Below are 21312 nucleotides of genomic sequence, written 5' to 3' on the forward strand. Positions count from 1 at the left end.
TCATCCTCACGCGTCGATCTGCTGTGCGGCCCCACCGTCGAGCACCACGTCGACCCCGGCGCGCACCGACCCGGGCTCCCCCGGCACGTGGCGGACGGCCGCCGCCGCGGCCAGCGCGGCGGGCAACTCCTGCTCCAGGTACTCGCAGAGCAGGTGACTGGTCACGAGGTGCAGCTCCTGGACGACCTGGGTGTCTCCGGACGCGACGGCCAGCACGTCGTCACAGGCGTCGGCGAGCGGATTGGGAACGGCCCCGGTGAGCGCCCAACTGGTCACGCCCACGGCGCGGGCAGCCTGCGCGGCGCTGACCAGGTTGGGGCTGGCCCCGCTGGTGCTGAGCAGCAGCAGGACGTCACCGGGACGACCGTGGGCCCGCACCTGCCGGGCGTAGACGTCGGCGTAGCCGTAGTCGTTGGCGATGGCGGTGAGCGCGCTCGTCTCGGCGTGCAGCGCGATGGCCGACAGCGGCTGCCGATCGTCGTGGAGCTTGCCGACCAGCTCGGCCGTCAGGTGCTGGGCCTCGGCAGCGCTGCCGCCGTTGCCGGCGACCAGCAGACGACCCCCGCCGGCCAGCCGGTGGGCCAGGTCGGCACCCCAGCGCGCCAGTTGCGACTCACACCGCCGGTACGACACCAGCGCCGCCGCGAGATTCGTCAGGTGGGTGTCGAGCAGGCTGCCCGCCGGCATCAGGCCACCACCCGGGTCGGCCGGCGCACGGCGGCCACCTCGCTGTAGACCTCGACCAGCCGCTCGGCGGTGGCCGCCCACGAGTACCGCGTCCGGGCCCGCTCGCGAGCCGCCGTGGCGTACGCGAAGCGCCTGATCCGGTCGTCGAGCAACCCCTGGATCGCGGCGGCCAGAGCGTGCGGGTCCCGCGCCGGCACGAGGTCACCGGTCGTCCCGTCGACCACGGTGTCCCGGATGCCGCCGACGGCGGTGCCGACGACCGGCACCCCGCAGGCCATCGCCTCCAGCGGCGTCAAGCCGAACGGCTCGTACCAGGGTGCGGCGACCAGCAGGTCCGCCGAGCGGTACCAGCGGCCCATCTCCTCCCGGGGCACCGCGCCGACCAGGTGCACCCGGTCGGCCACCCCGCACGACTCGGCGAGGGCTCGCAGCCGCCGGGCGTACGGGTCGGTTTCGAGCAGCCCTTCGGGCGGACCGCCGACGACCACGCACTCGGCGTCCGCGACCAGCGCCATCGCGCGGATCACGGTCTGGAAGCCCTTGCGTTCGACCAGCCGGCCCACGGTCAGGATCCGGGCCCGACCCGGCTCCCGGTCGGCGGCCGGCCCGAGCGGGGCGAACGTGGCGAGGTTGACCCCGGAGGGCACGACGGTCATCCGGGACCGGGGCACACCCATCCGGACGAGTTCGCCCACCTCGTCGCGGCACTGCGCGACGATCCGGTCCACCGAGCGGCCCAGCTCCCGCTCGTAGGACACCCGCCGGGCCGGGCTGGTGTCCTGTACGCCCTGGTAGCGGCGCTTCACCGTGCCCAGCGCGTGGTACGTCTGCACCACCGGCACCCCGGTCTGCCGGCCGGCGGTCAGCGCCGCCAGGCCACTCATCCAGAAGTGCGCGTGGATCACCTCGGGCACCCAGTCCCCGCCCCGCCAGCGCTCGGTCAGCCACCGACTGAACTCCCGCATGTGCGGCAGCAACGCGTCCTTGGCCACCGGCTCGGCCGGGCCGGCGGGCACGTGCACCACGTCGTACCCGTCCGGGCTGCGGACGGTCACCGGCAGGTCGGGCGCGTCCCGGCGCGTGTAGACCCGCACCTCGTGCCCGGCGGCGGCGAGAGCGGCGGACAGCTCCGCGACGTGCGTGTTCTGGCCGCCGGCGTCCTCCCCTCCGAGGACGGCGAGCGGGCTGGCGTGCTCCGAGATCATCGCGATCCGCATACTTCCTCCTCCAGCAGCCGGTCCCAGTCAGCGAGGAAACGGTCGAGGCCGTACCTGTCGCGGGCGGCGACTCGCGCCACCGCGCCGGCCTGCCGCGCGGTCGCCGGTTCGGCGATGAACCGGCGGGCGGCGTCGAGCAGGGTGTCGGTCCGGGTGGCGAGGGCCCCCGCCTCCGGCGGCACCGCCGTCACCGCCTCGGTGGTGGCGAGCGCGACGACCGGCATGCCGATCGCCATCGCCTCGATGAGGCTGAGCCCGAGCGACGTCCACCGGCACAGGTGCAGGTACGCGCGCCGCCGGGCCAGCTCGGCGTGCATCCGGTGCTGGGGCACGTCGTCGTGGCTGGTGAGGCGGTCGGCGGGCAGCCCGAGGTGGTCGGCCAGGCCGGCGACGCCCATGCCGAAGACGTCCAGCGGGGCGATCTCGGCGAACCGGGGAAGCAGGTCGGTGCCGGTGACCCGGCCTCGTCGGACCGGTTCGTTGATCACCACGGCGAGCCGGTCGAGTTCGCCGGTGTAGGAGACGGTGGGGGCGACGATGCCGTGGTCGACCACTGTGGTGCGGGTGGCGCCGGTGTCCCAGAAGATCTGGTTGAACCCGGTGACGTGGGCGATGAGCAGGTCGTCGCGGTCGGCCATCGGGTGCCGCGTGTTGGGTACGTCGCCCTTGGGGGTGTTGTGTTCGACGTAGATCGCGGGGACGTCTCGCCCGGGGCGACGGCGCAGCCACGTCTCGGCCCGGTCGATCTCCTCCGGTCGTTGCAGGATGACCAGGTCGACGTCGGTGCCCGGCAGATCCTCCGGGGTGACCTCGACCGCGCTGTCCGGCCAGGGGTAGGTGCGGGCCCGGCCGAGGCCGTAGGGGCCGCGGTCGGGTGTGGTGGGGATCAGATAGCGGTGGCCGCCGTGCACGAACGACGTGGTCCAGGAGCCGTGCACGTGCCAGAGCAGGATGTTCATCGGCCGCCACCACCACCGACGGCGAGCATTCGCAGCGCGTCGACCACCTCGTCCGGTTCGACGCCGCTGAGGCAGGGGTGGCCGGGGACCGGGCAACTGGCGGCCCGGGTGTCCCGGCACGGCGCGGTGGCGTCGCCGAGCCGGACGGTGGGCACCCGGTAGGGCCCCCACTGACCGAACGGGACGGTCGGTGCGAAGAGGCTCACCACGGGCACACCGGCGGCGGCGGCCAGGTGCGCCGGCCCGGTGTTGCCGACCACGACCGCGCTGGCGTCCGCCACGATCCCGGCCAGCCCGGCCAGGTCGGTTCGTCCACCCAGGTCGGTGCCACCGGCCGCCGCGACCCGGGCGGTGACCGAACGCTCGTCGGGGCCGCCGGTGACCAGCACCCGGTGCCCGGCTGCGGTCAACGCCCCGGCGATCCGGGTCGCCACCTCGGGCGGGCAGGCCCGGCTCGACGCGGCCGAGCCGGGATGCAGCACCACGTACCCCGGGTCGCCGAGATCGGCCGGGCGCGCCGCCACGGCGTCCCGGCGGAGCCGGAGCACCGGCTCGTCGCCCTCGGGCAGCCGGTGGCCGGCGGCGGCGGCGAGGGAGAGGGCGCGTTCCGGTTCGGGAACGCCTACCGGAACCCGGTGCCGGATGTCCAGCAGCGAACCCGGGTAGTCGTCGCTGATCGCCGCGATCCGGCCGATCCCCGCCATCCGCAGCAGCAGTGCCAGCGGCAGGGCGGACTGGTGGAACGAGGTGAACACCACCGCCTGGTCCGCGCCGACCGCGCTCAGACGGGCGACCAGGTTCCGCATGTCCTCCGGGTCGACAGGTGCCGGCGTGGGGTCGATCCACGGCAGCGGGTGCTCGATGATCTCGTCGACGCCGGGCAGCAGATCGGCGGCGGCGCGGCCCCGTGGCCCGCACAGCAGCACCACCCGCTGCGCCCCGGCCGCGACGGCACGGATCGCCGGCCCGGTGACCAGCACGTCCCCCGCCGAGTCCGACCGGACCACCAGCGCCGTCCGGACCGGGTCGCCGGTCGGGGTCGCCGGCTGCACGGCCTGTTGACGGCGCAGGATCTCGTCGACCGCCGCCGGCAGGTCGGTGGCGGTCCACCCGGCGGCGGCGATCTCCTCCGGTCGGGTCACCGGCGTGGGGACCAGGACCCCCGTCGCCCCGGCGGCCAGCGCGGCGGCGACGTCCCGGCCGATGTCGCCCACCAGCACGCACCGGGACGCGGTGGTGCCCAGTTCCCGGGCGGCGGCATGCACCAGACCGGGTGCCGGCTTGCGGCAGTCGCAACGGTCCTCGTCGTCGTGCGGGCAGACCAGCCAGGCGTCGAACCGACCCAGCAGCTCCTCGACACGGGCGTGCACCGCCCGCATCTGCTCACCGGTGAAGTAGCCCCGGGCCAGGCCCGACTGGTTCGTGACGACCGCCAGCCGCAGCCCGGCCGCCCGCAGCCGGTCCAGCGCGGCCCGCGCACCCGGCACCGGGCGTACCTTCTCCGGGTCGCCGTTGTACGGAACGTCCTCGACCAGGGTGCCGTCGCGGTCCAGCAACACCGCGTCGTACAGGACGGGTTGGGGGCTTCCCACGGCGGTGCCGCGCAACCCGGCGGAACCGGCGCGGTCAGCAGCGGCGTACACCCGGGCTGACCTGCGCTGATACGGATCCTCCTGGTCCTGTCGCACAGGCGGCGGGTTCCCTGCGCCCCGAGGAGTAAACGTCGTCGCCGAGGGGGTGGGCCAGCGCCACCAGCGGCGCCCCAGGTCGGCCTTACCCGTCGGGCCGGAGAAGCTAACCCGCCGGTCGTTAGCGCCGCCCTGGCGCGGGTATGGGAGCCCAGTGGCGATTGTGGAGAAAGTGATCCAAGCTCCCCCGCAGCAGGTGTTCGACGTGCTGGCCGACGGGTGGACGTACAGCGACTGGGTGGTCGGCACGGCACACATGCGCGATGTCGACAACGCCTGGCCCCGGGTGGGCAGCCAACTGCACCATCGAGCCGGGCCGTGGCCGCTCTCGCTGCAGGACGCGTCGACGGTGCTGGTCTGCGAACCGCCGCACCGACTGGTGCTGAAGGCCGGGCTCTGGCCGGCGGGTGAGGCGATCGTGGCCTTCACGCTGGAGCCGGTCGGAGAGGGCGCCACCCGGGTCCGCATCGGGGAGGACTTCGCCGCCGGCCCGCTGCGCTGGGTCCGCAACAAGGTCAACGACCTGGTGCTGCACCTGCGTAACCGGGAGACGCTGGACCGGCTCGCCGACATCGCCACCCGGCAGAAGGGGTCCCCGTGACGCAGACCGTGGTGGTGACCGGGGCGAGCGCCGGTGTCGGTCGGGCCGTCGCCCACGCGTACGCGGACCGGGGCGCCCGGCTGGCGCTGCTGGCGCGGGGCGAGGCGGGCCTCGCCGCCGCCGAGCGGGAGTGCCGGCTGCGGGGTGCGACCGACGTACGCGCCTACCGGATCGACGTGGCCGACGCGGGCGCGGTGCAGCAGGCCGCCGACGACGTGGTGCACCGGTGGGGCGGCATCGACCTGTGGATCAACAACGCCATGGCGTCGGTGTTCGCGCCCGCCTGGGAGATCCCGGCGCGCGAGTTCCGCCGGGTCACCGAGGTCACCTACCTGGGCACGGTGCACGGCACCCTGGCGGCGCTGCGACACATGCGGGCGCACGGGCGGGGCACGATCGTGCAGGTGGGCTCCGCGTTGGCCTACCGGGGGATCCCCCTGCAGTCGGCGTACTGCGCGAGCAAGCACGCGGTGCAGGGCTTCAACGACTCGCTCCGCGCCGAGCTGCTGCACGACTGCCCGGGGGTGAAACTGTCGATGGTGCAGCTGCCCGCCATCAACACGCCGCAGTTCTCCTGGGTCCGTACCCGGCTGCCCCGGCACCCGCAGCCGGTGCCGCCGATCTTCACGCCGGAGTTGGCCGCCCGGGCCATCGTCTGGGCCGCCGAGCGTGGCACCAGGGAGCTGAACGTGGGCGGCCCGACCTGGCAGGCCCGGCTGGCCGACATCCTGTTCCCCGGGCTGCTCGATCGGAAACTGGCCCGCGACGGCTACGACAGCCAGCAGACCGACGAGGAGATCGATCCGACCACCTGGCGGGACAATCTCCACCATCCCGGCGACGAGGATACGGACCGGGGCACGGCGGGCATCTTCTCCGACCGGGCACGTGACCGTTCGGCGGCGCTCTGGATCGGCACCCACAAGCCGGCGCTGACGGGTGTCGCGCTCACCGTCGCGGCGCTGACCCTCGCCGCCGCGGCACGGCTCAGGCGCTGACCGACCTCGGCAGGCGCTGACCGGTCTTCGTGGGAGTTGGCCTGGCAACCCCCGCGACCAGCGCATCGATGATCGGGCACCCCGGTCCACCGGGTTCCGCGACGCGCGGAAGGGGTGCCTCTTCAACCCGAATGTGACAACTGGATACCCTTTCCAAAAGCCCCCTGTCCGCAAACCGAGGATGTCCGCATGATCGAGCCTGTGCAGCTGCCGTCGCCGTGGCGGGACGTACGCCTGACCGTCGTTGTGCCCACCTACAACGAAGCGGGCAACCTGCCCACACTTGTGGAGCGGCTACTCGCACTGCCGCTGCCCGGCCTGCGCATCCTCGTCGCCGACGACAACTCCCCGGACGGCACCGGTGACGTGGCCGACAAGCTGGCCGTCGAGCACCCGGAGCGGATCGAGGTCGTCCACCGCGCCGGCAAGGAGGGCCTCGGTCGGGCGTACGTCGACGGGATGAGCCGGGCGATCGAGGGCGGCGCCGAGTACGTGGCGCAGATGGACGCCGACCTGTCGCACCCGCCGGAGGCGCTGCCGGGCATGCTCGGCGCGCTGCTCTCCACGCAGGCCAGCGTGGTGATCGGTTCCCGCTACGTGCCGGGCGGCGAGCTGGACGAGAACTGGCCGCTGTACCGCCGGGCCCTCAGTGGCTGGGCGAACCTCTACGTGCACACCCTGCTGCGGGTGCGCATCCGGGACCTGACCGCCGGCTTCAAGATCTGGCGGGCCGACGCGCTGCGCAACATCGACCTGAACCGGGTGCAGTCCAACGGCTACAGCTTCCAGGTGGAGATGCACTACCTCGCCACCAAGCTGGGGCACACCATCCTGGAGGTGCCGATCCGCTTCGAGGAGCGCCAGGAGGGCACCTCCAAGATGACCACCGCGACCAAGGTGGAGAGCGCCCTGATGCCCTTCCGCCTCCGCAGCAAGCACCGCAACATCACCAACTAACACCCACCCCCTCCCCCCACCCGCTCTCACCCTCGTGATCAAGAGGTTTGCGTCAGCGACGCCCCGAAATCTGACGCAAACCTCTTGATCACCGGGAGCAGGGGTCGGGGCAGGGGTCGGGGCCCCGGGTCAGTCGGGGTAGACAGCGCGGTGGGCGGTGGCGATGGCCGCGGCGTAGGCCCGACCGGTCAGGGCGCGGTCGCGGGCCAGCGCCGCACGGGCCGCGTTCGCGCCGGGCGCGCCGTGCACGCCGCCGCCGGGATGCGCCGACGCACTGGCCAGGAAGAGCCGGTCCACCGGGGTGTCCGCCCGGCCCAGGCCAGGGATCGGGCGCAGGAACAGCTGCTGGTACGCGGCGGCGGTGCCACCGCCGATGGTGCCGCCGACCAGGCTCGGGTTGCCCTTCTCCAGGTCCCCCGGTCCGGCCACGTGCCGGCCGACGACGAGCTGCCGGAAACCCGGCGCCGCCGCCTCCAACACGTCCTCCATACGCTGCACGTGACCGGCGACGTCCTCGGCCCGCCAGTCGCGACGAAACGGCAGATGGGTGTACGACCAGAGCGACTCGGTGCCCGGCGGGGAGTGACTCGGGTCGGCGACGGACATCTGCCCGAGCAGCAGGAACGGATCCCGGGGCAGTTCGCCTCGGGCCAGCTCGCTCGCGTACCGGGTCAACCCGTTGAGGTCCGCGCCCAGGTGCACGGTGCCGGCGCCGGCCAGGGCCCCGTTCGTCCAGGGCATCGGCGCGGACAGCGCCCAGTCGACCTTCAGCGTCGAACCGTCCCAACGGAAGTGCGCCAGGTCCTCCACCAGCCGTGACGGCAGCGCTGCCGCACCGACCAGGTCGAGGTAGAGCGCGGGCGCCGGCACGTCGGCGAGGACAGCCCGCCGGGCCCGCCACAGCGCGCCGCCGACGGTGCGGACTCCCATCGCCCGGCCCCGGGCGGTGAGCACCCGGTCGACGTGGGCGCCGTAGAGGATCACGCCACCGCGTTCCTGCAGCCGATCCACCAGCGCGTTGGTGATCTGCTGCGCGCCACCTTCGGGCACCGGCCAGCCGATCTGCTGACCGAGCATGGCCAGCAACCAGCCGTACACGCCGGAGCCGGCCTCCTCCGGGGACAGGTCGGTGTGCAGGGCGCAGCCGGCCAGCAGGGCCGGGCCGCCGGGGCCGTCGAAGAGTTCGTCGCCGAGTTTGCGCACCGGCACCACCAGTCGCCGGGCCAGTCGCAGCGCGCCGGCGACCCGCAGCCGACGCAGCAGACCCACCCCGCCACGGACCGGCGGGAACGGCGAGGTGATCGCGTCCAGCATCGGCTCGGCCACGTCGAGCCAGTCGGTGTACGCATTGAGCCAGCGCTTGCCGTCACCGGGGGCGAACTGCTCCAGCGAGGACGCCGTGACGTCCGGATCCCGGTTGATCACCGCGGCTCGGCCGTCCGGCAGCAGGTGCGCCAGCACGTCCGGCGCATGCCGCCAGGACAGCCCGTGCCGACCCAGGTCGAGGCCGGCCAGCACCGGTGACGCGTACCCCAGGGGGTAGAACGAGCTGTAGAGGTCGCTGAGATAGCCGGGCGCGGTGACCTCGGCGGAGCGGACCGCGCCGCCGGGTGCCGAGGTGGCCTCCAGCACCACCACCTCCCAGCCGGCGTCGGCCAGCAGGTTGGCCGCCACCAGGCCGTTGTGGCCGGCCCCGACGATGACGGCGTCCGCGCTCTGCGCGGCGGTGGTGCTCATCCGATCCGCCTACCCGGCGCGCAACCGGGCGAAACGCGTTTGTCTCGCCGAGGCCCGGGCATCCAGCGCCGCATGTACACGGTTGCGCAGCTGGTGGGTGGGGTGTGGGGCGCGGGCGGCGACGGCGGCGAACTGGTGGTGTGTGATCCGGCGGACGGGGCGCCGGTCAGCACGGTGCCGGTGGCCACCGCCGACGAGGTCGGCAAGGCGGCCCAGGCGGCACGGAACGTGGCGGCGGCGTGGGCGGCGACGGCACCGGCCGAACGGGCGGCGGCGGTGCACCGGGCCGCGGACGCGGTGGCGGCGGTCACCGAGGAACTGGCGGCGGCGGTCACGGCGGAGATGGGCAAGCCGTTGGCGGACGCCCGCGGCGGCGTCGAGGCGGGCATCGGCACCCTGCGACAGTACGCGGAGCTGGCCCCGCTGCGGGGCGGACGCACCCTCAACGGCGGAGCCGACGCGCTGGACTTCCTGGCGCCGGAGCCGCGTGGTGTGGTCGCCGCGATCACCCCCTGGAACGACCCGGTGGCGGTCTCCTGCGGGCTGCTCGGCGCGGCCCTGGTGACCGGCAACGTGGTGCTCTACAAGCCGAGCGAACGGACACCGGCGACGGGTTGGCTGCTGGCCCGGGCGCTGGACCAGGCGCTGCCGGCCGGTGTCCTGTCCCTGCTCACCGGCGGGCCGGAGGTCGGCGCAGCGCTGGCCGCGCAGGAGGTCGACGTGGTGGCGCACGTGGGTTCGACCGCGACCGGGCGGGCGATCGCCGCCGCCGCGGCCCGCACCGGCGCGAAGGTGCTGCTGGAGAACGGGGGCAGTGATCCGTTGATCGTCGACGTGGGCGTCGACCCGGAGTGGGCGGCCGGTCAGGCCGCGCTCGGCGCGTTCGCCAACGCCGGGCAGATCTGTGTGGCGGTGGAGCGGATCTACGTGCACCGGGAGGTGGCCGACGCCTTCGTGGCCGCGCTGATCCGGCACGCCGAGGCGCTGCGGGTCGGGCCGGGTCGGGACCCGGGCACCGAGCTCGGGCCGTTGGTCGACCGGCGGCACCGGGACCACGTGCACGGGCAGGTGACGGCGGCGGTGGCCGCCGGCGCGCGGCTGCGGGTGGGCGGCGAGGTGCCGGACGGGCCGGGGGCGTTCTACCCGGCCACGGTGGTCACCGACTGCCGGCACGACATGCCGCTGGTGCGGGAGGAGACGTTCGGGCCGGTCGCACCGGTGGTGGTCGTCGACTCGTTCGACGAGGCGCTGCGCTGCGCGGCGGACTCCCCGTACGGGCTGGCCGCCACCGTGTTGACCACGTCGATGAGCCACGCGCAGCGGGCCTGGCGGGAGTTGCCGGTGGGCACCGTCAAGGTCAACGCGGTGTTCGGGGGAGCGCCGGGTGGCGCCGCGCACCCACGCCGCGCCAGTGGGCAGGGCTTCGGGTACGGCCCGGAGCTGCTGGACGAGTTCACCGCCACCAAGGCGGTGCACATCGAAGCGCCGGGCGGCGGCCAGTGGTGAGCGGTACGGGCGGACGCAGGGATGGTGCGTCCGCCCGTACCGTCGTCCGGCGGGTCAGTCTCCGCGAGCCTTGCGGGTGGCCCTGTCGTTGGCCTTCTGGATCGCCTTGACCAGGTCCGGTTTGTTCATGCTGGACCGGCCGGGGACGTCCAGTTCGCGGGCCACCGACATGAGGTGGTCCTTGGTGGCGTTGGCGTCGACCCCACCGGCGGTGGGTGCGCGCCGTTCCGGCCCGCCGCCGGCTGCCTGCTGGTCGCTCGGGCCCTTGCGGCCCTTCGGCTCCCAGTGGTCGCCCACCTTCTCGAACTGGTGCTTCACCGCGGCGAAGGCGGTCCGGTGCGACCGCTCCCCCTCGCCGTAGGTCTCGACCGCCGAGTCGTGCGTCTTCTCCCAGGTGCGCTGCGCCTTGTCCGAGGAGCGTCGCAGCGTGCTGGGCAGGTCCTCGCGCCCGGGCATCTCGTTCCTCCTCCGCGTCGGTTGGATCCCCCTGACGTTCCCCGGACGTGGCAGCCCAAACGGCCGGCGTACGACGGTCGGGTTTGTCGATTTCCCGGTGCGGGTACCGGCGGGCCAGGCCCGACCGGACGACCGGTCATCCGGTGGCCGGGGCGCAGGGAGCGGGCATGACGACCACGGAGCCCGGTACGACGCTCGACGGCGCACACCACCCCCGGGTTCCCCGACGGATGCGGCAGTTGAGCTGGCGGACCTGGCGCGGGGTGCTGGTCCGCAGCGTGCGGAACTTCGTCAACGACAACTGTTCGGACTGGGCCGCCGCGCTGACCTACTACGCGGTCCTGGCGCTCTTTCCGTCCGCGATCGTGGTGGTGGCGCTCGTCGGTCTGGTCTCCGACGGAGAGCGGACCCTGGACACGGTGGTCGACCTGGCCAACCAGGTGGGCGCCGGGTCGGTGCTGACCGACGACGAGGGCGGCGTGGTAGGGGTGATCCGGACCGTGGTGCTCGACCAGAGCAACCCGAAGCTGCTGCTGAGCTTCGGCCTGCTCGGCGCGCTCTGGTCCGCGTCGGGCTTCATCGGCGCGTTCACCCGGGCCTCCAACGCCGTCTACGGGGTGACCGAGGGTCGACCGGTCTGGAAGCTTCGCCCGCTCCAGATCGGCCTGGCGGCGATCACGTTGGTGCTGCTGGCGGTGGTCGCGCTCGGCCTGATCGTCAGCGGCCCGGTCACCGACGCGGTCGGGGATCTGATCAACGCCGGTGGTCTGGCCCGCACGGTGTGGAGCGTGGCGAAGTGGCCGGTCCTCGCCATGATCATGATGGTGCTGCTGTCGCTGCTGTTCTGGATCGCCCCGAACGTACGCCAGCCCCGCTTCCGCTGGCTCACCCCCGGTGGCGCGGTGGCCCTGGTCTCCTGGGCCGCGGCCTCCTTCGGCTTCGGCCTCTACGTGGCCAACTTCGGCTCGTACGACACGACCTACGGCAGCCTCGGGGCGGCCATCGCGTTCCTCGTCTGGCTCTACCTGTCCAACTCGGCGCTGATGCTGGGCGTGCAGATCAACTCCGAGGTGCAGCGCGGGCGGCAGTTGCAGGCCGGCGACCCGGACCCGGAGGAGCCGGTGCTGCCGCCGCGCAGGCCCGCCGACGACTGAGCCTCCGTTTCCGGCTCGGATGTCCGGTCCGTGGCCGGGCCGAGGGCCGGTTCGTGGCCCGGTGCCGGTTTATCGGACGGGGTGCCGGGTAGCGCAGAAGGCATGGAGCGTGGCAACAGCAAGCACGGACCGAGGATCGACGAACAGATGAGTCAGGAGGTCAGCGGCCTCGTACAGGGGCCGGGGACCGGTGGCTCTCGGGTCGACGAGTCGCGGGTGCCGGAACCGGCTGGCGAGGACCAGCCGGAGACGACCACCGCCCCGGCCGGCGATCTGCGCACCGGCACCCCGCAGGGCATGAGTTCCACGGACGTCGAGCAGCGCAGCCGGCTCGGCCGGTTCATCTCGATGAGCGCGCTGCCGGGCGACCGCCTGGTGCTCATCGCCAGCGCCCGCGAGAACGAGGCGCCGGACGACATCGTGGCGGCGCTGGAACGACTGCCCGAGGGCACCGTCTACCAGACGGTCTCCGAGGTGTGGGCCGCCCTCGGCAACAAGAACGAGACAACTCGCTGGTGACCGGGTCGCCCCCCGACCCGACGACCATCAGCGGCTGAAGGAGGTTCTCTGATGAGTGGCGTTACCGAACATGTGGACGTTTCCGTGCCCGTACGCACCGCGTACGACCAGTGGACGCAGTTCGAGGAGTTCCCCGAGTTCATGGAGGGTGTGCAGGAGGTCCGGCAGCTCTCCGACACGATGACCCACTGGACGGTGGACATCGCCGGGGTGAAGCGCGAGTTCGACGCCGAGATCACCGAACAGCTCCCCGACGAGCGGGTCGCCTGGCGTTCGACCGGCGGCACCCAGCAGGCCGGTGTGGTGACCTTCCACCGACTCGACGCGGACAAGACCCGGGTCACCCTGCAACTCGAGTTCGAGCCGCACGGTGTCGTCGAGCAGGCCGGCGACAAGCTCGGCATCGTCGACCGGCGGGCCAAGGGCGACCTGCAACGGTTCAAGACCTACATCGAGCGGCGCGGTCAGGAGACCGGTGCCTGGCGCGGGTCGGTGGACCGCCCGCAGCCGTGACCCTGCGCAGCTTCACCGATGGCCGCCGGCTCTCCGGCGGCCATCGCCGTGTCCGAGCCCGCCCGCGCGACACAGTTTGCGATCATCGCGCCCGGGTACGGCTGAGGGCATGACCGACGACAACATCAGGGTGTGGCGGGACGAGGAACGACTTCCGTTGGAAGAGCTGGAACGTGCCGTATCGGGCTCCAGCCTCGACGGGCAGGCCGACGACGTGACCGGCAACGACGCGGGCGAAGAGGCCACGTTCGGGCACGGGCCGGCAGCGTCGGACCGCGAGGGGCAGGCTCAGGGCAACACGCGGGAAGCCACCGACCCGGAGCGCGCCTACCGCCCGTCCACCACCGGCCGGACCGGACCGGACGTCTGATCCTCCCCGTCGGGCTGGGCGGGCACCACCGGCGCGGGCGGCCCGGCGGCAGGTCGGCGCGCACCCCACTCGTACAGCGCGATCAGCCCCAGCGCGAGCACCACCAGGGCCGATCCCAGCACCTGCACCGACGTGTTGCCGATCAGCACGCCGAGCCCGCCCGGGACGAGCGCGGCGCCGACGCCGGACGCGCCGATCTGCAGTCCGATGGCCCGGTCCGCGTGCGCCGTACCGACCCGGTCGGCGGTGGTGAGTGTGAGCAGCGGGAACACCGGCGCGGCGGCGAAACCGACCACGACCAGGCCGAGCACCGCCAGCGCGGCCGGCCCGGGGACGGCGATCAGCGCCGCGCCCACGGCCATTCCGGCCAGGCTGGCCCGCAGCACCAGGCTGGCCCCCAACCGCTCGGCGACCACCCCCTGCACGACCCGACCGACGAAGAGGCTGCCCCAGTACGCGGACACACAGCCGCCGGCCACCGCCGCGCTCACCCCGCGCCCCTCGGTGAGCAGCAGGAACGCCCAGAGGCCGGCGGACACCTCGATGGCCACGTACAGCGCGAAGGCGAGCGCCCCCGACCACACCGCCGGCAGCAGCAGCGTCTCCCGGACCGGGATCCGCACGACCGCCGACGCGGCGGGCGCCGTCCCGGCGGGTTCCGTTCCGGTGGGCGCCGTCCCGGTGGGTTCCGTTCCGGCGGCGTCGGCGATTGCGGTGTGGGCCGGGACGCCCCGATGCCAGGCCCGCACGGTGAGCACGAACGCGGCGGCGAGGACGAGCTGGGCGGCGGCCACGATGCCGTAACCCCACCGCCAGGCGAGCCCGGCGCTGAGCACCCCGGTCATGATCAGCGGGCCGATGGCCACACCCAGGCCGAAGAAGGCGTGCAACCAGTTCATCTCGCGCGGCCCGAAGGCCCCGGCGGCGTACGCGTTGAGCCCGGAGTCGATCGCGCCGGAGCCGAGCCCGAGTAGCAGCGCGCAGCCCACCAGCACGGCCAGCACCGGGCTCACCGAGTAGCCGATCAGCGCCAGGCTGGCCAGCAGGGTGCTGCCGGCGAGCAGCGCGCCCACGCCGACCCGGGCCAGCGTGAAGCCGGCCAGCACGCTGGAGGCGAGATAACCGACGGTGCCGGCGGTGAGCACCCACCCGACCGCCTCGGTCGGCACGCCGAAGTCGCTCCGCGTCGAGGGCCAGCTGACGCCGAGCAGCCCGTCGGGCAGGCCGAGACTGACGAACGCGAGGTAGGCCAGCAGGAGCAGCGAGGCGCGGGGGCGCGCGGGCGTGGTGGACACGAGGCACCATCCTGCCGCAGGGGCACCCTAGTGTCGTCGCCGGCGGATCGCTCGCGGCGCAAAGAAGTCGTGTCCGTACGGTTGAGAAAACGGACAGCTCATCCAGAATCGGCCGATCGGAGGACGGCAATCCGGCATGTTCGCGCAAGAATTTCGGGATGCATCAAGGCTCTGGGATCCTCTCGACCCGTCAGCGCCGGCTGGCCTGGCTCGGCTTCCTGCTCGCCGCGCTGCAGGCGCCCGTGTCCGCCTGGCTCGTCGCCGACGAGTCGTGGCTGTTCAGCCTCTGTGTCGCGCTGATGGTGGCCACCGTGATCATCGCCGACGACGCGGCGCGGCGACGCCCCGCGAACGCCACAGGCGACTAGCCCTCGTTGCCCGGCCGGGCTTCGTGCCCCGGCCGGCCCCGACTGCGGCGACGTTCCTTCATCTCCGCCTCGTAGAGGTGGCGTCGCCCGCCCACCAACTCGTCCCGGGCCTGCTGGTCCACCTCCCGGAACAGCGCGTGGTAACCGTCGTCGAAGTCCTCGACGATCTGGAACGTCCACCGCCCGGCGATGACGTTGCGGCCCCGCAACTCGGTGGCGATCCGCTCGGCGAGCCGCGGCTGCCCGGCGGCGCGGAACTGCTCCACCGCGTCGTCGAGCATCAGGTCGGCGTGCCCGATCAGCTGGTGCATCGAGTACAGGTGCCCCCGCGCCCGCTCCACACACTCCAACGCCTCGCTGAGCTTGCCGAGCGCGGCGACCGTCGCGTCGCTCACGCCGGCGGGCCGCCGGTGCTGCTCGTCCGGTCCGTCCGCCTGCTGTCCCATCCGTGCCTCCGTGCCGTGTGCCGCCATCCGCGGGTGGTTCTCCTGCTGCCGTCTGTGCCGGATCAACCCCTGCGGTCAGCACTGGTCGCCCAGTGGCGCAGCCGACATCCGCCGAGCGGCCGAGGTCGACACGGTCACCGGTCGGTTAGCCTCGGTCACCATGCGTGTGCCGTTCACCCGGGTCGCCCCCCGTACCGCCGTCGACTCGGCGTGGTCCACCCTGGCCGCCCTCACCGTCTCCGTCGGCACCATCGGGCTGGCCGCCGCCGCGGCGCGACCGGGGCTGCTGGCCCTCGTCGACCAGCACGCGGCAGCCGTCCGGGACAGCCTCGACGGGGACCGCCAACCGCTGAGCGCGGCGATGCTCGCCGGCTACGCCGAGGGGGTCCGCGCGGCTGCCCTGGAGCACGGCTGGAGTCCACCGGGTGGTCCGGTCGACTGGAGTCGCCCGGATTGGCTGCTCACCCGACTGCTCGCCGTCTGCGCGCTGGCCCGCTCGCTCGACCGGGCCTGACCCGCGAGGAGGGCGTCCCGCGTCGGACGCGGAACACCCTCCCCACCAGCCGTGCCTGTTCCGCGTGTTACGAGCGGTACTGCTGGGCTTCGTCCACCCGAGGCATGGCCTGGGTGCGGTCGCCACCGCGGTCGGCCATCTGCCGCTCCACGTCGCTCCGCCCGGCCGTCGTGGCCTGGCGCTGCTGCTGCACCGCCCGAGCCTCCTCGGCCGCCCGACGCAGCCAGCCGTCCCAACGGTTCTGCATCGGCTTCACCAGACCACCACCCACACCGACGATCAGGATGCCGGCGACCGTGGCGAGCACCGCGATCAGCACCGGGGTCGTCACCGTGGTGGCGATACCCACCTGGTTCAGCGCGGCGATCACGCCGAGAGCGATGATGAAGATCGCCGTCAGGTCGGCCAGGACCTTGCCGTACGAGAGCCCTCCCAGCGCGCCGGTGACCAGATCTCGGACGGCGTTGGCGATCGCGGCCGCCACCACCACGATGACGATCGCGATGAACGCACGCGGCAGCCAGGCCACCACGCCGCTGATCAGGTCACTGATCGCGTTGGGTCCCCAGACTCCGAAGGCGAACTGGAGCGTGAACAGCAGTACGGCGTAGTAAGCAAGTCTGGCCAGGATGTCGCTGGCGTCGTACTTCGTTCTCTCCAGGGCCCGTTTGATACCGCCGCGTTCGACCGCTTGGTCGAAGCGCACCCGTTCCAGCACCGTATCCACGATCTTGAGGACGGCTCTGGCGATGAGCCAGCCGACCACGAGGATGACGATGAAGGCCACTGCCTTCGGGATGAAGAGCAGCACTGACCTCCAGGTGTCGGCGATGGCATCGCCGATGTCGGCCTGCCGGACCGCGAGGGTTTTCAGCATGATGTCCCTCCTGTCGCATGGACTGCGCCGGGCGCATACCCGGCAACAGGTGTGGCAGTCCGCGCGGAGCGCCGCCATTTTTGCGACAAGCCGCCGGACAGGGGCCCTGAACTGCCCGAACGTCCACCGCTCCCGGGATCGGCGACAGCCCACGGCCATGATCGGATGCCTTTTCCGACCGGCCGACTAGGCTGCGGACATGCCAGGAACGGTCGGGCGGGTCCCCACGCCAGCAACTCCCGGCCCGGGCGCGTCATCCGGGTCCGGTGCGGTCGCTGCCGGGTTCGCCCACGACTGGGCCGGCACCCCGCTGGGCCCAGCGGAGGGCTGGGACGTGGCGGTCCGAGCGGTGGTCGAGCTGATCCTCGCCTCGCCGATGCCGATGGCCCTGGCGTACGGCGACCACCTCGTGCTGCTCTACAACGGCGGCTACGCCGAGTTGCTGGGCACCAAACACCCGGGCGCCCTCGGCCGACCGGCCGCCGAGGTGTTCGCGGAGATCTGGGCGCTCCCGGGCGTCGGTGCGGTGATCGAGCGCTGCTACCGGCAGGGGGTGCCGTTCCTGGAGAAGGAGTCGACGCTGCCCCTGGTCCGTGGGCACTCCCCGACCGCGGAGCAGGCGGTCTTCACCCGGGCCTACTCGCCGGTGCGCGACAGCGTCGGGCAGATCGTCGGCGTGCTGACGGTCGCGGCCGAGACCACCCACGTCACCGAGCAGTTGCAGAGTCTCAGCGAGGTGGCCGCGGCGCTCGCCGGCACGCTCACCCTGGACGACGTGGCCCGGGTGGCGCTGCGGTACGCGACCACCACGTTCGACCCCGACCAGGCCTCGTTCGTCGTGGACGAGGGCGGCGGCGGTTGGCGCATGGTGCGCCGGGTCCGGGGCGAGTTGCTGGACGAGGCCGACGAGCGACTCCCCCCGCTCTGGCGGCGCGCGCCAGCGGACTGGTCGACGCCTGTGGTGCGGGCGGCCCGCGCCGGTGGCCCGTCGTTCGTCAGTGACGGGCAACCGCTGCGGGACACCGCGGTGGACCGCCACGACCAGAAGGTCCGCTCGATGGCGGCCCTGCCGCTGGGCACCTCGGTGGTGCGCGGCGGGCTGGCGGTCGGCTACCAGATTCCGCACACCTGGTCGCCGGCCGAGCGGGCGCTGCTGGCCGCCTCGGCCGAGCTGATCGGTCAGGCCGCCGAGCGGGCCCGCCGCTTCGAGACCCAGCACGGCACCGCCCAGTTGTTGCAGCGCAGCATGCTGCCGGAGCACCTGCCGGACCTGCCCCGGCTGCGGATCGCGGCCCGTTACGACCCGGGGGTCGACGGCAACGCCGCCGGCGGCGACTTCTACGACGCCTTCCTGTTGCCCAGCGGCGCGCTGGGCGTGGTGCTGGGCGACGTCGCCGGTCACGACGTGCAGGCCGCCGCACGGATGGGCCAGGTTCGGGCCGCGCTGCGCGCGCTGGCTCTGGCCGACCCCGCGCCGGACGCCGTGCTGGCCGGGCTGGACCGGTTGGTGACCAGCCTGGGCGTGGAGGCCGGCACACACGAACTCTTCGTCACCGTGGTGTTCGGGGTGATCGACGCGGGGCGGCGGGAGCTGACCCTGGCCAGCGCCGGGCACCCCGCGCCGCTGATCCGTCGCGGCGACCCGGAGGGCCGCTCGCACGCCGAATACCTCGACGTCCCGGCAGGCCCTCCGCTGGGTCTGGGCGGCCGACCGGGCACCACGACGGTCCCGTTCCGCCCCGGTGACACCCTTCTGCTGTTCAGCGACGGGGTGGTGGAACGTCGCCGGCACAGCCTCACCGCCGGGCTGACCATCCTCGGCGACGCCGTCGCCAAGGCCGGCAGCGGTGACCCGCGCGCACTGTGCGCGGTGGCCACCGCCGCGGTACCGGGCAGCACCGAGGACGACGTGGCCGTGCTGGCGGTCGAGCACGCCCTCCAGCCGAGCCGGTCGGCGAGCATGGAGATGCCCGCGGAGCCGACCGCGCCGAGCCGGGTCCGGCACTGGATGACCGGCCAGCTCACCGAGTGGCAGGTGGCCGAGTCGGTGATCGGGGCGGCGGTGCTGTGCACCAGCGAGCTGACGACCAACGCGTTGCTGCACGCCGGCACGGCCGCCCGGGTGGAGATCGACCTCAGCCCCGAGCGGCTGCTGGTCTCGGTCGCCGATTCCGGCACCCGGGGCACCGTGACCCGGGCTCGCACCGACACGTTGAGCAGTCGCGGGCGCGGTCTCGGCCTGATCGAGGAGCTCAGCGACGCCTGGGGCACCGACCCGTCGGTCCGCGGCTCCACGGTCTGGTTCGAGATCCGCACCCCGAACCCGAGCGCCGCCTGAAAACCGCCCGAACGGGTAGGAGGACGCCCATGCGTACCGACAAACCCTCCGGAGTCCTCTTCGACGTCGACGGCACGCTGGTCGACACCACCTACCTGCACACCGTGAGCTGGTGGGAGGCGTTGCGCCAGAGCGACCAGCCGGTGCCGATGGCGGTGGTGCACCGCTCGATCGGGATGGGTTCGGACAAGCTCCTGGACCACCTGCTCGGCCCCGAACGGGATCGCGACGCCGACTCCAAGCTGCGCGACGCGCACGACACCCTGTACGCCGAGTACTGGGAACGGCTCACGCCGCTGCCCCGGGCGGCCGACCTGCTGCGCGCCTGCGCCGAGCGAGGGTTGCGAGTCGTGCTCGCCACCTCCGCGTCGGAACCGGAGGTCGGCGCGTTGCGCCGGGCGCTGGCCGCCGACGACGTGATCGACACGATCACCTCCTCGGCGGACGCGGAGCAGAGCAAGCCGGCCCCGGACATCCTGGTCGCGGCGTTGGAGCAGTCCGGGTTGGCCGCCGAGCGGGTGGTCTTCGTCGGCGACTCGGTGTGGGACGTCGTCGCGGCCGGCACGTTGGACATCCCCTGCGTGGGGCTGACCTGCGGCGGCACCAGCCGAGGCGAGTTGGCCGGGGCCGGCGCGGTGGCGGTGTACGACGACCCGGCCGCGCTGCTGGGCGAATTGGCGGACTCACCGCTCACCCGGCCCCGAGGGTGAGTTTCACTCCGGTTCGCGCATAGCGGGAGGCCCTGCGGGGCAAGGTCTGTCACCACCTGCCCGCGCCTCGCGGGTGCGGCGGAAAGGTGGTGCCGTGGAGCCGGTAGATGTGGCGTTCGCGCTGGTCGGGGTGGGCGCTCTGCTCGCGGGCATCCTGCCGCGGGTCCTGGAGCACCGTCCGCTGTCCATGCCGATCGCCTTCCTCGCCCTCGGCATGGTGGTGTTCCTGCTCCCGGTGGGGCTACCGACACCGGACCCGCTGGCCCACCCGGAGCTGGCCACCCATCTCACCGAGATCGGGGTGATCGTCGCGCTGATGGGTGCCGGGCTCAAGATCGACCGGCCGTTGAGTTGGCGGCGGTGGTCGTCCACCTGGCGGCTGCTGGCGATCGCGATGCCCCTGTGTATCGCGGCGGTGGCACTGCTCGGCTGGTGGTGGGCGGGGTTGGTGCCGGCCGCCGCCCTGTTGTTGGGCGCCGCGCTGGCCCCGACCGATCCGGTGCTCGCCGCCGACGTGCAGGTCGGCGAGCCGACCGACGTGGAGGACTCCGAGGACGAGGTCCGCTTCGCGTTGACCTCCGAGGCCGGACTCAACGACGGGTTGGCGTTCCCGTTCGTCTACGCCGCCATCGCCATCGCCTCGACCAGCCTCGCCCCGCGCGAGTGGTTCGTCGAGTGGTTCACCGTGGACGTGTTGTGGAAGGTGGGTGTCGGGGTCGGCGGTGGCCTTCTCATCGGCTGGCTGCTGGGCAAGTTGTTCTTCCGCGCGCCCAGCACGCTGCGGCTGGCCCGGCACGCCGAGGGTTTCCTGGCACTGGCCGCCACGTTCCTGGCGTACGGGCTGGTGGAGGTGGTCGGCGGGTACGGCTTCCTGGCGGTGTTCGTGGCCGCCCGCGCGATCCGGGCCGCCGAGCGGACCCACGAGTTCCACTCGGTGCTGCACGACTTCGCCGAGCAGGTCGAACGGCTGCTCACCCTGGTGCTGTTGCTGCTGCTCGGCGGCGCGATCGTGGGTGGCCTGCTGATCCCGCTGACCTGGTCGGCGGCCGCCGTCGGGCTGGCGCTGGTGTTCCTGATCCGGCCGCTGGTCGGCTGGTTGTCGCTGCGCGGGGCACCGGGACGGCCGGCCGAGCACTGGGTCATCTCGTCGTTCGGCATCCGTGGCGTCGGCTCGTTCTACTACCTCGCGTACGCCACCACGAAGGCCGACTTCCCGCAGGCCGAGCTGCTCTGGGCGACCGTCGGGTTGGTGGTGCTCGTGTCCGTGGTGGTGCACGGCATCACGGCGACTCCGGTGATGCAACTGCTGGACCGGGAGGGCGAGCGGACCTCCGACCCGGCCGAGCGGGACACCGACGCCCGGCCCGTCGCGGCGGCCGGGCACGCCTGAGCGCGCGTCTCA

22 protein-coding genes are annotated in these 21312 nt (G+C 73.1%); 13 read left to right on the plus strand and 9 right to left on the minus strand.

Annotation, left to right across the window (positions count from 1 at the left end):
- Nucleotides 1–6: 6 nt before the first annotated feature.
- Genes ABGB10_RS27155 through ABGB10_RS27170 form a run of 4 tightly spaced genes read right to left on the minus strand, consistent with a single transcriptional unit; the run spans nt 7 to nt 4551 of the window.
- Nucleotides 7–690 carry an SIS domain-containing protein gene (locus tag ABGB10_RS27155; RefSeq protein ID WP_347663908.1) on the minus strand — a complete coding sequence of 228 codons (684 nt, stop codon included), beginning with the start codon at nt 688–690 and terminating at the stop codon, nt 7–9.
- Nucleotides 687–1904: a glycosyltransferase gene (locus ABGB10_RS27160; RefSeq protein WP_282261010.1), complete on the minus strand. Its 1218-nt coding sequence runs from the start codon at nt 1902–1904 to the stop codon at nt 687–689. Before ABGB10_RS27160 ends, ABGB10_RS27155 begins: the two co-directional genes overlap by 4 nt.
- Nucleotides 1889–2863, minus strand: coding sequence for a glycosyltransferase (locus ABGB10_RS27165; RefSeq protein WP_347663823.1), 975 nt, complete (start codon nt 2861–2863; stop codon nt 1889–1891). Before ABGB10_RS27165 ends, ABGB10_RS27160 begins: the two co-directional genes overlap by 16 nt.
- Nucleotides 2860–4551 carry an HAD-IIIA family hydrolase gene (locus ABGB10_RS27170; RefSeq protein WP_347663825.1) on the minus strand — a complete coding sequence of 564 codons (1692 nt, stop codon included), beginning with the start codon at nt 4549–4551 and terminating at the stop codon, nt 2860–2862. Before ABGB10_RS27170 ends, ABGB10_RS27165 begins: the two co-directional genes overlap by 4 nt.
- Before the next feature lie 172 nt (nt 4552–4723).
- On the opposite strand from ABGB10_RS27170, the gene ABGB10_RS27175 reads away from it, so the two are divergent.
- The 3 genes from ABGB10_RS27175 (at nt 4724) to ABGB10_RS27185 (ending at nt 7107) form a co-directional block, all read left to right on the plus strand.
- Nucleotides 4724–5152 carry an SRPBCC family protein gene (locus ABGB10_RS27175; protein ID WP_347663826.1) on the plus strand — a complete coding sequence of 143 codons (429 nt, stop codon included), beginning with the start codon at nt 4724–4726 and terminating at the stop codon, nt 5150–5152.
- Entirely contained in the window at nt 5149–6150 is a 1002-nt protein-coding gene (locus ABGB10_RS27180; RefSeq protein ID WP_347663828.1) for an SDR family oxidoreductase, read from the plus strand. Before ABGB10_RS27175 ends, ABGB10_RS27180 begins: the two co-directional genes overlap by 4 nt.
- 189 nt (nt 6151–6339) lie before the next feature.
- A complete protein-coding gene (locus ABGB10_RS27185; RefSeq protein ID WP_347663829.1) occupies nt 6340–7107 on the plus strand; it encodes a polyprenol monophosphomannose synthase in 768 nt (255 codons plus the stop codon).
- A 129-nt stretch (nt 7108–7236) separates the two neighbouring features.
- On the opposite strand, the gene ABGB10_RS27190 is transcribed toward ABGB10_RS27185, so the two are convergent.
- A complete protein-coding gene (locus ABGB10_RS27190; protein WP_347663830.1) occupies nt 7237–8844 on the minus strand; it encodes an NAD(P)/FAD-dependent oxidoreductase in 1608 nt (535 codons plus the stop codon).
- A 72-nt stretch (nt 8845–8916) separates the two neighbouring features.
- On the opposite strand from ABGB10_RS27190, the gene ABGB10_RS27195 reads away from it, so the two are divergent.
- The gene (locus ABGB10_RS27195; protein WP_347663832.1) at nt 8917–10350 is read left to right on the plus strand and encodes an aldehyde dehydrogenase family protein; all 1434 of its coding nucleotides are present in this window, start codon (nt 8917–8919) and stop codon (nt 10348–10350) included.
- Between the two features lie 54 nt (nt 10351–10404).
- Here the strand turns inward: ABGB10_RS27195 and ABGB10_RS27200 are convergent, their stop codons facing one another.
- A complete protein-coding gene (locus tag ABGB10_RS27200; protein ID WP_269680000.1) occupies nt 10405–10806 on the minus strand; it encodes a ChaB family protein in 402 nt (133 codons plus the stop codon).
- 167 nt (nt 10807–10973) lie between these two features.
- Here ABGB10_RS27200 and ABGB10_RS27205 point away from each other — a divergent pair, with 167 nt between their 5' ends.
- The 4 genes from ABGB10_RS27205 to ABGB10_RS27220 all read left to right on the plus strand — a co-directional run bounded on the left by ABGB10_RS27205 (nt 10974) and on the right by ABGB10_RS27220 (nt 13362).
- Nucleotides 10974–11960: a YihY/virulence factor BrkB family protein gene (locus ABGB10_RS27205; RefSeq protein WP_347663833.1), complete on the plus strand. Its 987-nt coding sequence runs from the start codon at nt 10974–10976 to the stop codon at nt 11958–11960.
- A 102-nt stretch (nt 11961–12062) separates the two neighbouring features.
- Nucleotides 12063–12479 carry a DUF2795 domain-containing protein gene (locus tag ABGB10_RS27210; RefSeq protein WP_088947320.1) on the plus strand — a complete coding sequence of 139 codons (417 nt, stop codon included), beginning with the start codon at nt 12063–12065 and terminating at the stop codon, nt 12477–12479.
- Nucleotides 12480–12530: 51 nt separating this feature from the next.
- Nucleotides 12531–12992, plus strand: coding sequence for an SRPBCC family protein (locus ABGB10_RS27215; RefSeq protein ID WP_278138621.1), 462 nt, complete (start codon nt 12531–12533; stop codon nt 12990–12992).
- 109 nt (nt 12993–13101) lie between these two features.
- A complete protein-coding gene (locus tag ABGB10_RS27220; RefSeq protein ID WP_347663834.1) occupies nt 13102–13362 on the plus strand; it encodes a hypothetical protein in 261 nt (86 codons plus the stop codon).
- On the opposite strand, the gene ABGB10_RS27225 is transcribed toward ABGB10_RS27220, so the two are convergent.
- On the minus strand, nt 13320–14657 hold the full coding sequence (locus ABGB10_RS27225) for an MFS transporter (RefSeq protein ID WP_347663835.1): 1338 nt from the start codon (nt 14655–14657) through the stop codon (nt 13320–13322). The genes ABGB10_RS27220 and ABGB10_RS27225 overlap by 43 nt on opposite strands.
- A gap of 158 nt (nt 14658–14815) precedes the next feature.
- Here ABGB10_RS27225 and ABGB10_RS27230 point away from each other — a divergent pair, with 158 nt between their 5' ends.
- On the plus strand, nt 14816–15025 hold the full coding sequence (locus ABGB10_RS27230; RefSeq protein WP_347663836.1) for a hypothetical protein: 210 nt from the start codon (nt 14816–14818) through the stop codon (nt 15023–15025).
- Here ABGB10_RS27230 and ABGB10_RS27235 read toward each other — a convergent pair.
- Nucleotides 15022–15471, minus strand: coding sequence for a hypothetical protein (locus ABGB10_RS27235; RefSeq protein WP_347663837.1), 450 nt, complete (start codon nt 15469–15471; stop codon nt 15022–15024). The genes ABGB10_RS27230 and ABGB10_RS27235 overlap by 4 nt on opposite strands.
- A 160-nt stretch (nt 15472–15631) precedes the next feature.
- On the opposite strand from ABGB10_RS27235, the gene ABGB10_RS27240 reads away from it, so the two are divergent.
- Complete coding sequence (locus ABGB10_RS27240) at nt 15632–15985, plus strand: DUF6401 family natural product biosynthesis protein (RefSeq protein ID WP_347663838.1); 354 nt, start codon at nt 15632–15634, stop codon at nt 15983–15985.
- A 67-nt stretch (nt 15986–16052) separates the two neighbouring features.
- On the opposite strand, the gene ABGB10_RS27245 is transcribed toward ABGB10_RS27240, so the two are convergent.
- On the minus strand, nt 16053–16862 hold the full coding sequence (locus ABGB10_RS27245; protein ID WP_347663839.1) for a hypothetical protein: 810 nt from the start codon (nt 16860–16862) through the stop codon (nt 16053–16055).
- Between the two features lie 199 nt (nt 16863–17061).
- Between ABGB10_RS27245 and ABGB10_RS27250 the strand changes: the two genes are divergently transcribed.
- From ABGB10_RS27250 to ABGB10_RS27260, 3 genes are all read left to right on the plus strand, one after another.
- On the plus strand, nt 17062–19200 hold the full coding sequence (locus ABGB10_RS27250) for a SpoIIE family protein phosphatase (RefSeq protein ID WP_347663840.1): 2139 nt from the start codon (nt 17062–17064) through the stop codon (nt 19198–19200).
- A gap of 29 nt (nt 19201–19229) precedes the next feature.
- Nucleotides 19230–19910 (plus strand): HAD family hydrolase, encoded by a 681-nt coding sequence (locus ABGB10_RS27255; RefSeq protein ID WP_347663842.1) that lies wholly within the window; start codon nt 19230–19232, stop codon nt 19908–19910.
- 94 nt (nt 19911–20004) lie between these two features.
- Nucleotides 20005–21300, plus strand: coding sequence for a cation:proton antiporter (locus ABGB10_RS27260; protein ID WP_347663843.1), 1296 nt, complete (start codon nt 20005–20007; stop codon nt 21298–21300).
- Nucleotides 21301–21312: the final 12 nt, after the last annotated feature.

The sequence above is a fragment of the Micromonospora sp. B9E7 genome (genome assembly GCF_039871815.1).
GTDB lineage: Bacteria > Actinomycetota > Actinomycetes > Mycobacteriales > Micromonosporaceae > Micromonospora.

Excerpts from the sequence above, each read along its gene's own strand:
- ABGB10_RS27235 (WP_347663837.1), bottom strand. The coding sequence starts at position 15,471 with ATGGGACAGCAGGCGGACGGACCGGACGAGCAGCACCGGCGGCCCGCC.
- ABGB10_RS27215 (WP_278138621.1), top strand. The coding sequence starts at position 12,531 with ATGAGTGGCGTTACCGAACATGTGGACGTTTCCGTGCCCGTACGCACC.
- ABGB10_RS27165 (WP_347663823.1), bottom strand. The coding sequence starts at position 2,863 with ATGAACATCCTGCTCTGGCACGTGCACGGCTCCTGGACCACGTCGTTC.
- ABGB10_RS27210 (WP_088947320.1), top strand. The coding sequence starts at position 12,063 with ATGGAGCGTGGCAACAGCAAGCACGGACCGAGGATCGACGAACAGATG.
- ABGB10_RS27195 (WP_347663832.1), top strand. The coding sequence starts at position 8,917 with ATGTACACGGTTGCGCAGCTGGTGGGTGGGGTGTGGGGCGCGGGCGGC.
- ABGB10_RS27245 (WP_347663839.1), bottom strand. The coding sequence starts at position 16,862 with ATGCTGAAAACCCTCGCGGTCCGGCAGGCCGACATCGGCGATGCCATC.
- ABGB10_RS27190 (WP_347663830.1), bottom strand. The coding sequence starts at position 8,844 with ATGAGCACCACCGCCGCGCAGAGCGCGGACGCCGTCATCGTCGGGGCC.
- ABGB10_RS27230 (WP_347663836.1), top strand. The coding sequence starts at position 14,816 with ATGCATCAAGGCTCTGGGATCCTCTCGACCCGTCAGCGCCGGCTGGCC.
- ABGB10_RS27205 (WP_347663833.1), top strand. The coding sequence starts at position 10,974 with ATGACGACCACGGAGCCCGGTACGACGCTCGACGGCGCACACCACCCC.
- ABGB10_RS27185 (WP_347663829.1), top strand. The coding sequence starts at position 6,340 with ATGATCGAGCCTGTGCAGCTGCCGTCGCCGTGGCGGGACGTACGCCTG.
- ABGB10_RS27160 (WP_282261010.1), bottom strand. The coding sequence starts at position 1,904 with ATGCGGATCGCGATGATCTCGGAGCACGCCAGCCCGCTCGCCGTCCTC.
- ABGB10_RS27220 (WP_347663834.1), top strand. The coding sequence starts at position 13,102 with ATGACCGACGACAACATCAGGGTGTGGCGGGACGAGGAACGACTTCCG.
- ABGB10_RS27240 (WP_347663838.1), top strand. The coding sequence starts at position 15,632 with ATGCGTGTGCCGTTCACCCGGGTCGCCCCCCGTACCGCCGTCGACTCG.
- ABGB10_RS27200 (WP_269680000.1), bottom strand. The coding sequence starts at position 10,806 with ATGCCCGGGCGCGAGGACCTGCCCAGCACGCTGCGACGCTCCTCGGAC.
- ABGB10_RS27250 (WP_347663840.1), top strand. The coding sequence starts at position 17,062 with ATGCCAGGAACGGTCGGGCGGGTCCCCACGCCAGCAACTCCCGGCCCG.
- ABGB10_RS27255 (WP_347663842.1), top strand. The coding sequence starts at position 19,230 with ATGCGTACCGACAAACCCTCCGGAGTCCTCTTCGACGTCGACGGCACG.